This is a genomic window from Albimonas donghaensis, from assembly GCF_900106695.1.
Classification (GTDB): domain Bacteria; phylum Pseudomonadota; class Alphaproteobacteria; order Rhodobacterales; family Rhodobacteraceae; genus Albimonas; species Albimonas donghaensis.
Window position 1 is genome coordinate 594,731 of record NZ_FNMZ01000001.1, and the last position, 13,029, is coordinate 607,759.

The 13,029-nt window shown below is 74.0% G+C and carries 9 protein-coding genes; 3 read left to right on the forward strand and 6 right to left on the reverse strand.

Annotated features, from left to right (window positions below):
• Positions 1-164 precede the first annotated feature (164 nt).
• Both BLV24_RS21865 and BLV24_RS02470 read left to right on the forward strand, forming a co-directional pair.
• A complete protein-coding gene (locus BLV24_RS21865) occupies positions 165-488 on the forward strand; it encodes a hypothetical protein (RefSeq protein WP_092679543.1) in 324 nt (107 codons plus the stop codon).
• Between the two features lie 13 nt (positions 489-501).
• Positions 502-1,920, forward strand: a complete 1,419-nt coding sequence (locus BLV24_RS02470) for a hypothetical protein (protein WP_143040191.1) — start codon at positions 502-504, stop codon at positions 1,918-1,920.
• A gap of 37 nt (positions 1,921-1,957) precedes the next feature.
• On the opposite strand, the gene trpE is transcribed toward BLV24_RS02470, so the two are convergent.
• The 5 genes from trpE to BLV24_RS02495 form a co-directional block, all read right to left on the reverse strand.
• Positions 1,958-3,466, reverse strand: a complete 1,509-nt coding sequence (trpE, locus tag BLV24_RS02475; protein ID WP_092679545.1) for an anthranilate synthase component I — start codon at positions 3,464-3,466, stop codon at positions 1,958-1,960.
• A gap of 86 nt (positions 3,467-3,552) precedes the next feature.
• On the reverse strand, positions 3,553-5,433 hold the full coding sequence (locus BLV24_RS22750) for a peptidylprolyl isomerase (RefSeq protein WP_092679546.1): 1,881 nt from the start codon (positions 5,431-5,433) through the stop codon (positions 3,553-3,555).
• A 510-nt stretch (positions 5,434-5,943) separates the two neighbouring features.
• Complete coding sequence (locus BLV24_RS02485) at positions 5,944-7,143, reverse strand: DNA cytosine methyltransferase (RefSeq protein ID WP_092679547.1); 1,200 nt, start codon at positions 7,141-7,143, stop codon at positions 5,944-5,946.
• Positions 7,144-7,180: 37 nt separating this feature from the next.
• Entirely contained in the window at positions 7,181-8,425 is a 1,245-nt protein-coding gene (locus tag BLV24_RS02490) for an aminotransferase (RefSeq protein WP_092679548.1), read from the reverse strand.
• A 501-nt stretch (positions 8,426-8,926) separates the two neighbouring features.
• Positions 8,927-9,925, reverse strand: a complete 999-nt coding sequence (locus BLV24_RS02495; RefSeq protein WP_092679549.1) for an alpha/beta fold hydrolase — start codon at positions 9,923-9,925, stop codon at positions 8,927-8,929.
• 190 nt (positions 9,926-10,115) lie between these two features.
• Here BLV24_RS02495 and BLV24_RS02500 point away from each other — a divergent pair, with 190 nt between their 5' ends.
• Complete coding sequence (locus BLV24_RS02500; RefSeq protein ID WP_092679550.1) at positions 10,116-12,047, forward strand: ABC-F family ATP-binding cassette domain-containing protein; 1,932 nt, start codon at positions 10,116-10,118, stop codon at positions 12,045-12,047.
• Between the two features lie 363 nt (positions 12,048-12,410).
• Here the strand turns inward: BLV24_RS02500 and BLV24_RS02505 are convergent, their stop codons facing one another.
• Positions 12,411-13,028, reverse strand: a complete 618-nt coding sequence (locus BLV24_RS02505; protein ID WP_092679551.1) for a hypothetical protein — start codon at positions 13,026-13,028, stop codon at positions 12,411-12,413.
• Between the last annotated feature and the right edge of the window lies 1 nt (position 13,029).

Here is a 13,029-nt window from a genome sequence, read left to right on the forward strand (position 1 = left end):
CGTTCTGGCCAGCCCGGGCCCGCGGCGGCTATACATGCGGCGAAGCCCGCGCGCCCGTCAAGGCGGGCGGGCGCCGCGCGGGGGCTGGAAAAGGCCCCGCGGCGCGGAGACCCGGACATGCGGCCGCCGCGGACCCGATCCGCCCGCGGCCAGGAGGAGCTTTCATGCTGCGCGGACTGATTTTCGGTTTCCTGCTGGCCGCCATCGCCGCCATGGTCGCGGCGGTCATGTTCCCGATGCCGGCGCCCGAGCCCGCCCCGGCCCCCGCCTCGGCCCCCGCGCCGGCCGCGGCCGAGCCCGCCCCCACGCCGAGCGCGACCCCCAGCCCGACGCCGGCCCCGACCACGAACACGGCCCCGACCACGAACACGGGCGCGACTCCGAACGCGGACGCGGCGCCGGCCGAGAGCACCACGCCGGCGCCCACGTCGAGCGAGACCCCCGCCGCCGCCGCGCCCGCCGCGCCCGCCCCCGCCGCGACGGAATGAGCCGGCCCCGCGCTTGAGCATGGTCGGGCGTCCCGCAGACGGCTCCGGCGTCGAGTCCCGGCCGGCTGAACCGCCGGCCGGGCCCGGACCCTTTGGTCGCCTCGACCTTCCGGCCTTCGCCCTTCTCCTCGCGCTTTTCGCGGCGGAGCGGCTGGCGATCCACGCGCTCGGCGTATCCCCCGACCCCACCGCCATCGCCGGCCTGTGGCAGCATCTGCCGCTGTCGGCGCTGAGGGAGGATTATTGGGGCGCGCTGGGCGGTCTGCGCTCGCAGCCGCCCTTGTGGAACGGGGTGCTGGGGGCGGCGGCGCGGGTCTGCGGGGGCGACCTGTTCTGCGTCGCAAGCGGCTTTCAGTGGAGCTTCATGGGGTTGACCCTGCTCTCCGCCGTGATGGTCCGCGCCGGGCTGGGGCTGGCGGGGGCGCGGCCCTGGCTGGCCTGGGGCGCGGCGTATCTGCTGGCGCTGGGCCCCTCGGCGGCGTTCTTCGAGCTGTTTCCGCTTTACGCCCACCTCACCATGGCGCTGGCGGCCGGGATCGGGCTGGCGCTGGCGGCGCTGGCGCGGGACGGCGCGCGCCTCTGGCCGCTGGCGGCGCTCTATGCGCTGACGGCGGCGCTGTGCCTGACCTGGAGCCTGTTTCATCCGGCCTTTCTGCCGCTGGCCGCGCTCTGCGCCTGGCTGGCGGGGGCGCGGCGGGTGGTGACGCGGCCGGCGGGACTGGCGCTGCTGGTGGTTTTCGGGCTGGCGGCGGGGGCGCCTGCGATCCGCAATCAGGCGGATTACGGGCTCTTCGCCGGCGGGACCTGGGGCGGGATGAACCTGGCGCAGACGGTCCGCGGCCTGGCGCGCGAGGACCGCGCCCGCTGCGCATTCTCCACCGCCATCAAGGAAATAGACGCGATCCATCCCGGTATCGGCCACAAGGCGCTGCATCTGCCGGAGGCGGCGTGGCGTTCGCGCGCATGCCTCGACGCCTCGGTCGCGGCGATCGCGGAGGCGCCGTGGTCCTGGTTGTGGGGGCGGGCGGGGGCGGTCGAGGCCTCGCACCGGCTGTGGCCCTATGAATACGCGCAGTATCGCCCGCTGGGATGGGAGCGGCTGCCGATCCCCGATGCGGCGCGGGCGCAGGATGCGGGCGCGTGGCGCCAGGACATGAGCGCCGCCGTGCTGGGCGGCTGGCCGACCTTCGCCTGGTATGCGGCCATCGCGCTGGGCGCGGTCGGGGCGCTGGCCTCGGGCCGGTTCGGCGCGAGCCATGGGCTGGCGCTGGCGTTGATCGTGATGATCGCGGCGGAGGAGGGCATGGCGCATCTGTTCAACGGCGCCGAGCAGGCGCGGATGCGCTGGACCGTCGAGCCGCTGATCCTGATGCTGGCCGCGATGATCGTCGAGGCCTGCTTGGGGGGACGCCGGGACGGGCGCTCGAGCTGACGCTCGTCGCCCCGCCCGCCGTCCCCCCTGCCGGTGGTCAGCGGTTGCGGCGGTCGTCGAAGCGGCCGGCTTCCTCGGCGGCCTTCATCAGGGCGCGGGCCTTGTTCACCGTTTCCTGGAATTCGGCCTCGGGGTCGCTGTCATGCACCACGCCGCCGCCGGCCTGGACATACATCTTGCCGTCCTTGACCACCGCGGTGCGCAGGGCGATGCACATGTCCATCTCGTCCGCGGCGGAGATATAGCCGACCCCGCCCGCGTAGACCCCGCGCTTTTCCGGCTCCAGCTCGTCGATGATCTCCATCGCCCGGACCTTCGGCGCGCCCGAGACGGTGCCCGCCGGCAGGCCGGCGAGCAGGGCGCCCAGCGCGTCCATGTCCCCGCGCAGCTTGCCCTCGACATTGGAGACGATGTGCATGACGTGGGAATAGCGCTCCACCGTATAGGTGGCGGTGGGGACGACGGTGCCGATCTCCGCCACCCGGCCCACGTCGTTGCGGCCCAGGTCGAGAAGCATCAGGTGCTCCGCCCGCTCCTTGGGATCGGCGAGCAGCTCGGCTTCCAGCCGGTCGTCCTCCTCCGGCGTCTCGCCGCGGGGGCGGGTGCCGGCGATGGGGCGGATGGTGACCGTGCCGTCGCGCACCCGGACCAGGATCTCGGGGCTGGCGCCGACCACCTGGAAGTCGCCGAAATTGAAGTAGAACATGTAGGGCGAGGGGTTGGTGCGCCGCAAAGCCCGGTAAAGCGCGAAGGGCGGCGCGGGGAAATCCACCGTCCAGCGCTGCGAGGGCACGACCTGGAAGATGTCGCCCGAAAGGATGTATTCCTTGGCCCTGGCGACCACTTCCAGGTAGCGCTCGAAGCTGGTGTTGGAGACCTGCTCGGGCGCCGGCGCCGGATCGCCGTCGGCGCGGGCCTCGGAGGGCGCGCGGTCGAGGTCCATGACCGCGTCCGACAGCCGCTCCGCCGCGCGGGCGTAGGCGGCGCGCGCGGTCTCTCCCGTGCCGGCGCGCACCGGGGTCACGAAGGTCACCTCGTCCTTCACCGAATCCACCGCCGCCACGATGGTCGGGCGCATCATCACCGCGTCGGGCAGGCCCAGCGGGTCGGCGTTGGGCTCGGGCAGGCGCTCCACATGGCGGACCATGTCATAGCCGAGATAGCCGAACAGCCCGGCCATCCCCGGCGGCAGGCCGCGGGGCAGCTCGATCCGGCTTTCCTCCAGCGCGGCGCGGAGGCTTTCCAGCACCGGGCGGGGGTCATGCTCGAACGCGTCCGAATCCCAGCGGGCCGAGCGGTTGATCTCCGCCCGGTCCCCTCGGCAGCGCCAGATCAGGTCGGGCTTGAAGCCGATGAAGGAATAGCGGCCGCGGGTGTCGCCGCCGGTCACGCTCTCCAGCATGAAGCTGTCCCGGCGCGCCTGGGTCAGCTTCAGCATCAGCGACACCGGCGTGTCGAGATCCGCCGGAATGGTGCAGTGGACGGCCTGGGAGCGTCCGGCCGCGAAGCCGGCCTCGAACGTGGCGAAATCGGGAAGGATCTGCATCGGAATTGCCTCGGCGGGCGGGGCCTTGGGGGCGGTCGGCGGCCGGCCGGGGCGCCTGCGCGGCGGCCCCGTCCGGTCCGTCGGGCTCAGCGCAGGGCGCTGATCGCCTGTTCCATGGCCTGCGGGTTGAAATTCGCGCCGATCCGGTTCTGCACCGCGGCTGCGAAATAGGTGTAGAGGTCCTGGGAGACCGAGCCGTCCAGCGCCTCCCGCCATCGCGCCAGCAGTTCCGCCGCCTGACCGGACTGGAGGTCGGCGGGGGTGATGCCGGCGACCTCGACCAGCGCCGCGCCGTCGGGCGTGGCGACGGCGAGCACCGCGCCCTGCTCGGCGGCGAAGAGGGTCTCCATCGCCTCGGCGGTCAGGCCGGGGGCGGGCTGGTCGCGGCGCAGGGGCGGCAGCTCGACCGGGGCGGCGGGCAGTTCGGCGGTCACGTCCTCCCAGCTTTCGCCGGCGGAGATGCGGTCGGAGGCGTCCTCGGCGGCGACCAGGGCCGCGTCCATGCGGGCCTGCGCGGCCCAGTCGGCGGCGACCCGGTCGCGGATCTCGTCCAGCGGCAGGTCGGAGGCGGGGGTCTCCGCGTCCACACGGACCAGCGCATAGGCGCCGTTCCCGGCTTCGAGCAGGTCGCGCTCCTCGCCCGGGGCGGCGGTGAAGACCTCCTCCAGGAAGGCGGGATCACGGGCGAAGGCGCCCACGGCGCCGGTCCCGTCCGCGGTCACGGCGTCGGACTGGCGCAGCGGCAGACCGGCGTCGCGGGCGATCTCCTCCAGCGTGGCGCCGGAGGCGAGCAGGTCCGCGGCCTCCTCGGCCTCCGAATGGGCGCGGTCGCGGGCGCGGGTCATGGCGAGTTCGGCTTCCAGCTCTCCGCGCGCATCCTCGAAGGCGGTGGCGCGGGCCGGGATTATGGCGCGGATGTTGTAAAGCGTCGGGCCGAACAGGGTGTCGACCGGGCCGACGGGGCCCAGCTCGTCGGTCCCGAACACCACCTCGGCGGCCTCCGCGTCCAGCGCGTCGCGGGGGATTTCGCCCTGGTCGATGTCGGCGGCGCTCAGGTCGCGCTCGGCGGCGAGCGTCTCGAAGCTGGTCTCGCCGGCGGCGATGGCTTCGGCGGCTTCGGCGGCGGTGGCCTCGTCGGCGAAGGCCAGCATGTCCACGGCCCGGGTCTCGGGCTGGGAGAAGCGGTCGGCGGCGGCCTCGAAGGCGGCGCGCAGATCGTCCTCGGGGACCTCGATATCGGCGGCGAGCGTGGCCGGCGCGATCTCGATCCAGGTCACGGCGCGGCTTTCGGGGGCGCGGTAGCGGTCCTGGTTGGCCTCGTGGAAGGCGGCGAGGGTGGCGTCGTCGGGGGCCTCGGGCTGCGGCATGGCGGCGGCGGGCAGGGAGGCGAGGCGGAAGGTCCGGGTCTCGAACGCCCGGGCGATCAGGCGCTCGGCGAAGCCCGGGGCGGCTTCGGCCCCGCGGGACACGGCGCCGGTGACCGCGTCGCGGGCCAGCGACTTGCGCAGGTCGTCCTCGAAGCGGTCGACGGCGAAGCCCAGCCGCTCCAGCACGAATCGATACTGCTCCTCGTCGAACGTGCCGTCGAGCCCGTGGAAGGAGGGTGAGGAGAGGATGGCGTCGCGCAGCGCGTGGTCGTCGGCGGAGATGCCGAGGCGCCGGGCCTCCTCGTTCAGCGCGGCGTCGCGGACCAGGCGCGCGGTGACCGACTGCGGCAGGCCCATGGCCTGGGCCGAGGCGATGTCCACGGGCTGGCCGGAGCGCTGGGAGACGGAGCGCATCTCGCGGTCCAGCGCCATGGCGTAGTCCTCGACGGTGACCTTCTGCTCGCCCACGGTGATGACGCTGTTGCCGCCGCCGCCGAAGTCCATGTCGCCGACGCCCCAGACCGCGAAGGACAGGATCAGCAGGCCGAAGAGGATGCGGAACACCCAGGTCTTGGCGGCGCGGCGCAGCAGGTGGAGCATGAGCGAGGCCTTCGAAGGTTGAGGGCGCGGATTTCGCGGCGCGAAAGGGCGAGGAACAGTCGGTCAAGGGTCTTACGCGCAGGCGCGGGCGGGGGCAACCGGGGGCCGCTCATGACTGCGTCAGCGGGGCGTTGGTGGGGCGCGGGGGGGCGGCCCTGCGGGCCGGGCGCCGCGTCGGGCGGGCGCCAGGCCGCGCCGTTTCGCCCGCGGCGCGCGTCATCGGCGGCGCGGGCGTCGAACGGGCCGAGCGGCGAACGCGGGGCGAACGGCGAGCGCGGGGCGAGCGGAGCGGCGAGCGCAGGGCGGAAGAATTGCGGGGCGGAAGGATTGCGGGGCGGTCCCGCTGCGCGCCGCTCCGGCGCCGCCGCGATGCGCCGGGCGGTCCGGCCGGGGCCGTTTCCCGCCCGCGCCGCCTGAAACGGGGCCGTGATCGGTCCGATCAAGCGCCGCGCGGGCGATCCGGCGCCGCCCTCGGGCCCGTCGACGCGCGGCTTCGGAACCGCTCCGGCGTCAAGCGCCCGCCGCCGAGCGCAACGCCTCGCCATCGCCGGCTCCGCCGCCCGCCGCCCCGGCCGCGTCCATGGCGTCGAGCAGCGGCTCCACCAGCTGCGCCGCGATCCAGCGCGCCGCCGGAACCGCCACCCCGTCGCCGGCCAGCTTGTAGGCGTCGGTGTAGCCCCTGGGCAGCGCGTAATCCTCCGGCAAGCCCATCAGCCGCGCCGCCTCCCGCGCCGAGATCAGCCGCATCCGCACCTTCCCCGAGGGCTCCACCAGCACCAGCGTCTGGCGCGAGGACCCGCCCGCCGGCGTCCGCAGGCAACCGGCGAGGTCGAAGCGCACCTCCGCCCGCTGCACGGTTCCGCCCCTCGTCTTGTCCGGCCGTGTCCTGCGATAGAGCGTGCCGGCCTGGGCGCGGCCCGATCGCGCGGCCTCCGCCTTCGCGGTCTCGATCCGGGCGAGATGGCGCGGGGTCATCATCCCCATCAGCCGCTTCACCTCCGCCGCCTTGCGCCAGGCGACGCCGTCGGGCCGGTCCTCCACGATGTCGGTCAGCTGCAGGTTGCGGCTGCGCGGCAGGTCCAGACGCAGGGCGCGGCGGGCGGGGCCGGCTTCTCCCAGCGCCTCCAGCGCCCGGGCCAGCGCCCTGGGGCGGGGAGGCGCGCCCTCCCCCTCCCGCAGCGCCTCGGGCGGCTCGCCCCCGAGCCAGGCCACCACGAAAAGCCGCGGCCGGGACTGGGGCAGGAAGGCCGAGGCGTCCACCACATGCGCGTCGAACCGGTAGCCCGCCTGCGCCAGCGCCGTGCACAGCGTCGCGAAATCCCGCGAGGACGAGGCCAGGCCCACCACGTTCTCGATCACCAGCGTGCGGGGGGCGCGGCCCTCGCGGGCCAGGTGCTCGATCAGGTACCAGAACGCCCAGAACACCGAGGACCGGGTCGTGCCGCCCAGCGTCATCCCCCGGCGGGCGCCGGCCAGGCTCAGGTCCTGGCAGGGGAAGGACGCCCAGGCCAGATCCGCCCGCCCCGGCAACTCCGCCGGCGCCACGGCGGACACGTCGCGCTCCAGCAGGTGATCGCCGCCGAAATTGGCCCTGTAGGCCGCGCATTTGGCGCGGTCGAGATCGTTGGCCCACAGGCAGTCCCAGCCGGGCCCGAGGCCGATCCGGGCCATGCCGCCGCCGGCGAAGAACTCGTAGAAGCTTCGGGTCATGCGCAGGTCTCCCGCGGACGCCGCTTCACCGCCCCGCTCACCGTCTCGCCCGCCCCGCGGAGAAGTCGGCGAGCCGCGCCAGCGCGTCCCGCAACCCGTCCGCATCCGCATTGGCGAAGGCCACGCGGAAGGATTGGGGGCCGAGCGGATCGCCCTGCGGGCAGAACATCGTGCCGGGCAGGATCAGCAGGGACTGCTCGTCCACCAGCGCCTTGCACAGCGTCTCGGCGTCCTCGGCGAAGGGGTGGCGGATATAGGCGAAATAGGCGCCGCAGCCCATCAGCTCCCAGTCCGGAAGGGCCTGGCGGAAGCTGTCGCGGACCACGGCGCGGCGGGCGAGGATCTCGTCCCGCTGGCCGGTCACGAAATCGTCCAGGTGGCGGAGCCCGTGCAGCGCCGCGATCTGGCCGAGCTGCCCCGCGCAGATCTGCACCGAGTCGAGGAATTTCTCGGCCTGCGCCAGCCGCGCGGGATGCGCGATGGCGAGCCCGACGCGGTGTCCGGTCAGGCGATACGCCTTTGAGAAGGAATAGAGATGGACGAGCGTCTCACGCCATTCGGGGTCGGAGAACAGGGCGTGGGGGGCGGCGTCGCGGCTGTCGAAGTCGCGATAGGTCTCGTCGAGCATCAGCGCCGCGCCATGGCGGCGGGCGAGGGCCGCGAAGGCCTCGACCAGGCCCGCGGGATATTCGGCGCCGGTGGGGTTGTTGGGGGTGATGAGCACGATGGCCGTCACGCCGTCCATCCGCGCCTCGGCGGCGGCGAGATCGGGGTTGAGATCGGCGTCGCAGGGCAGGGGGCGGGCCTCGATCCCCATCATGTCGCACCACATCTTGTGGTTGAAATACCACGGGACGGGCAGGAGGATCGCGTCGCCGGGCCCGGCCAGCGTGGCCAGCATGGCGCAGAAGGCCTGGTTGCAGCCGGCGGTGACGGCGACGTCCTCGGGGCGGATCTCGCCGGAATAGTCGCGCGACCAGCGGGCGGCCACGTCCTCGCGCAGGGCGGGCAGGCCGAGCACGGGGCCGTAGAGATGCGCCTGCGGATCGTTCAGCGCGGCCTCGGCGATGGCCCGGCGCAGGCCCTCGGGGGGCGGGTCCACGGGCGCGGCCTGGGAAAGGTTCAGAAGCGGGCGTTCGGCCGGGAAGGACTTGCCCTCGATCCAGCGGCGGGCCTCCATCACCGGCGGCTCGGAGGTGGCGGCCAGCGCCGCGGGCAGCGGGCCCGGGAAGGCGGGGGCTGCGGAACGGGGCTCGGCGGGGGAGGCGGAGGCGCGGGTCATGCGCGCGACGATAGCGGGCGGCGCGGCGGGGCGGAAGGGTTCGCGCGACGGCGGAGGCGGCGTGCGACAGGGTGGCCGGTCATGGGCGGGCCGCCGGGCGCCGGGCGCCGCGTTCGGCCGGGCGCCTGGCGGCGCGCGGGCGCCCGCGGCGCGCTGAGGGGGCGGGGCCTGGCGGCGCCGTCGCCGGAAGGACAGGATCGCGCGAGCGGGTCTTGCGAGCATCGCGGCGCTGGCGGCGTTCCGATCCGAATGCGTTTGGGCGCCCCGTCTCGGCGCCGGGTCTCGGGATCAGGAGGGCCGGGGCTCGCGCGGCCCTGCGGCGCTTCGTCCGTTCCATGGAGGGAAAGCGACCATCCGCGGTCGCCGCTCCCCCCCCCCCCGCGCTGTCGGCGGGATCGATGAAACCTACCCGCCCTCGCCCCCGGCGCCCTGCCGCGCGGGCGCCGCGGCGCCGCCCTCGGGCCGGTCGACGCGCGGCTTCCTCCGCCGGTCTCGCCTGGTTCAGGTATCGTACGCGGCGAGGAACTGGGTCACGGCGGCGTCGAAGGCGGCGGGTTGCTCGACATTGATCGAGTGCCCCCCCTCCAGGTCCGTCGAGCGCAGGGTCGGCAGCGCGGTCCGCGCCCAGGCCGCCCAAGGCTGAAACCGCTTCTCCCACACCCCGTTGACCATCAGCGTCGGCGTCTCGATGGCCCGGAAACGGTGGCGCATGGCGACGCCGGGAATGGTCAGCTCCACCGCGCAGGCCATGGCGTGAGGATCCAGCCGGGCCGCATCCTCCAGCATCGCCGCCTTCACCGCCGCCGGGAACCGCCGCGCGCCGGAGGGATGCGAGCGATGGGCGCTCAGCCCCTCCCGCCCCTCGGCGCGGATCCGCTCGGCCCGTTCGCGCGCCAGGGCGGCGGCCTCGGGCGTCGCCGGATCCGCGAAGGAGGCGGTGGAGTTGGTGAAGACCTGCGCCGCCACCACGTCGGGATGCGCATCCTGGTAGCGCAGCGTCATCGCCGCCCCGAAGCTCTGCCCGCAGAGATGCCAGCGCGGCGCGCCCATCAATCCGCGGATCGTCTCGAAGGTCTCGAAATATCGGGCGGGCGCGTAGTCGGAAAGCGCCTCGGGCGCCTCGGAGCGGCCATGGCCCAGCAGCTCCACCACCGCCACGGGGCGCGCCGCGACCAGGGCCGGCAGGTTGAGCATCCATTGCGTGCGGCTCGACATGAAGCCGTGCACCGCCAGAACCGGCAGGCCCGGCCCGGCGCCGGCCCCCGCGCCGTAGATCTCCACATGCACGCCGCCGATGATCTCGACCCGGTCGGGCGTGAGGCCGCCGCGTTCGGCCAGCCCCCGAGCGCCCGTCGGCGCCGCCCCTGGCAGCGCCGCGTCCGACAGCGCCGCGCCCGGCGACGTCGCGCCTGAGGGGGCCATGGCCGCCGGGACCCCGTTTCCGCCGCCGCCCGGCGTCTCCGCTTCGGCCGCGTCGACCGCTCCCTGCACGCCCATCATGGTCTCTCGCTCCCGCTATGTTTTCTTCAACCTAGGCGCCCGGAGCCCCGCGCGGAAGTCCGGGCGCCGTGGCGTCGCCTGCGGCCCGCCGCCGCCTTTCCCCGGAACCGAGCCTGTTTCGCCCCGCTTCCCGCCTCCCTCCGGCGCGCGCCGGCTTGACGCTCCGCGCTGCGACGGCTACCGCCCTCGCATGGCCGAACCTCCCATTCTGACGCTCTCCGAGATCTCCCTTGGCTGGGGCGGCGATCCGCTGTTCGCCGGCCTCGACTGCGCCGTGCAGCCGGGCGATCGCATCTGCCTCGTGGGCCGCAACGGCTCGGGCAAATCCACCCTGATGAAGATCATGGCCGGCCTCGCCGAGCCGGATTCGGGCGAACGTTTCACCCGCCCCGGCGCCACGGTGGGCTACCTGCCCCAGGACCCGGATTTCGCCGGCTACGCCACGCTGGGCGACTATGTGGCCGAGCCGCTCGACCCGGCCGAGGTCTGGCGCGCCGAAATGGCGATGGAGGGCCTCAAGGTCCCCGAGGACCAGGACCCCGCCGCGGCCTCGGGCGGCGAGCGGCGGCGCGCGGCGCTGGCCCGGCTGATGGCGGTCGACCCCGACCTGATGCTGCTGGACGAGCCGACCAACCATCTCGACATCGAGGCCATCGCCTGGCTGGAGCAGCGGCTGTCCCAGACCCGCGCCGCCTTCGTGCTGGTCAGCCATGACCGCGCCTTCCTGCGCGCGCTGACCCGGCAGGTGATCTGGGTCGATCGCGGCCAGGCGCGCCGGCTCGACCGCGGCTTCACCCATTTCGAGGACTGGCGCGACAAGGTGTTCGAGGAGGAGGCCCAGGCCCGCCACAAGCTCGACCGTCTCATCAAGCAGGAGGCCGTCTGGGCGGTGGAGGGCATCTCCGCCCGGCGCAAGCGCAACATGGGCCGCGTCCGCCGCCTGCAGGACCTGCGCGAGGAACGCTCCGGCCAGCGCGCGCGCACCGGGACGGCGGCCATGGCCTTCGACAGCGCGCCCCAGTCCGGCAAGCGGGTGATGGAGGCTGAGGACGTCTCCAAATCCTATGGCGGCAAGGCGATCTGCACGGACTTCTCGCTCAAGATCATGCGCGGGGACTGCGTGGCCTTCGTCGGGCCCAACGGGGTCGGCAAGTCCACGATGATCAAGATGCTGACCGGCGAGGTCGAACCCGACGCCGGCAAGATCACGCTGGGCACGAACCTGGAGGTCGCGGTCTTCGACCAGGCCCGCGCCGCGCTGGACCCGGAGATGTCGCTCTGGGACAGCCTCGTGGGCGATCCGGAGATGTCGGTCTCCGGCCGCTCGGACCAGGTGATGGTCCGCGGCCGGCCCAAGCATGTGGTCGCCTATCTCAAGGACTTCCTGTTCGATGAGCGCCAGGCCCGCGGCCCGGTCAAGTCGCTGTCGGGCGGAGAGAAGGCGCGGCTGCTGCTGGCCCGGCTGATGGCGCGCGAATCCAATGTGCTGGTGCTGGACGAGCCGACCAACGATCTCGACGTCGAAACCCTCGACCTGCTGCAGGAGCTGGTGGTGGATTTCGAGGGCGCGGTGCTGCTGGTCAGCCATGACCGCGATTTTCTGGATCGCACCGCCGCCTCCACCGTGGTGATGGAGGGCGACGGGCGCGCGACGGTCTATGCCGGCGGCTGGTCGGACATGGTCGCGCAGCGCGGCGGGGCGCCGATGGGCGGGGCCGAGGTCACGTCCTCCGCCCCCAGGACCGCCAAGGGGACCGGCAAGGGCGCGGGGAAGAACGCTGGGAAGAACGCGGGGCGGGAGAGCCGCAAGGCCGCGCAGACGCCGGATGCGAAGCCCGCGGCCAGTTCGGGCGCCAGGGCGTCGAAGCCGTCGGCCAAACCCGGGCCGAAGCTCACCTTCACCCAGACCCACCGGCTGGAGGCCCTGCCGGCGGAGATGGAGCGGCTGGGCGTCGATATCGGCAAGCTGGAGCGGCTGCTCGCCGATCCGGATCTCTACGCCAAGTCGCCCGACAAGTTCGCCAAGGCCACCGCCGCCCTGACCCAGCGCCGCCGCGCGCTGGAGAAGGCGGAGGAGGAGTGGCTGGACCTCGAAGCCCTGCGCGAGGCCGCCGAGGGCTGAGCGCCGGGCGCATGATCCCGGCCGCAGGGACCTGAACGCGGATCCCTGTCTGCGGGACACGAGAAACCCGGCGCATCATGCGCCGGGTTTTTCCGTTCCGGCGCGCTCGGAGCGGTCGCGACCGGCGCGGCGTCGCCCTCGCAGGCCGTCGGGGTCCCGGTGTCGCTGATCGCGCCGCCGGAGGTCATGCGGGGGGACGCTCGGGAACCCGGCGGGCGGCTGCGGGTCTTCCGGCTTGTCGCGGTCCGGTTCGACGCGAAAAAGGCCTCTCCCCGAAGGAAGAGGCCCGCGTCGGTCGCGCATGCGCCGGATCAGCGGCGGGGGGTGGCGGCTGGGGTTAGCGGCGGGGATCAGCGGCGGGGATCAGCCGCCGGGCACCCGGCGGGCCGAGGCCTCGCCGCCGCCGATGGCCGGGTTGCGTGACGGCAGAAGCTGGTTCATCGCCTGCGACATGGCGCGTTCGAACTTGTCGTCCTTCGGCCCCTGCGAAGCGCCGGAGCTGATCATGAGCGAGCTCAGCTCCTTGGTCCCGTCGCACCAGGCGAGCAACGCCTCCATGCGGCCGTTGCGGCCCTCGCCGCCGCGCCCCACGACCGCGCCCTCGCAGGAGCGCAGCCGCCCCGACGGGTTGAAGGCCAGCACGGCGCGGGGGCCGCGCATGTCCTGCTCGGTCGCCGGCACGAAGGTCCCCGAGCCGAAGCGCGCCGGCATCCGCATGCCCCCGGCCACCGCCGCGGCGTCGGAGCCGTCGGGCGGCGTTCCCAGCACCTGCACCGGCGTGGGGATGCTGCCGGCGTTGATCTGGTTGGGCGAATAGGCGCTGTCCAGCAGCTCGGCGTAGATCCGCGTCGCCGGCCCGTTGGGGCCGCCGCAGGCCGCCAGCCCGGCGCCGAGCGCCAGCGCAAGCCCCGCACCGCGCAGGGCGCGCAGCGTCGCCCCGCGGCCGGTGATCCGGCCGTGCCGCTTGGTTTCATTGGTCATG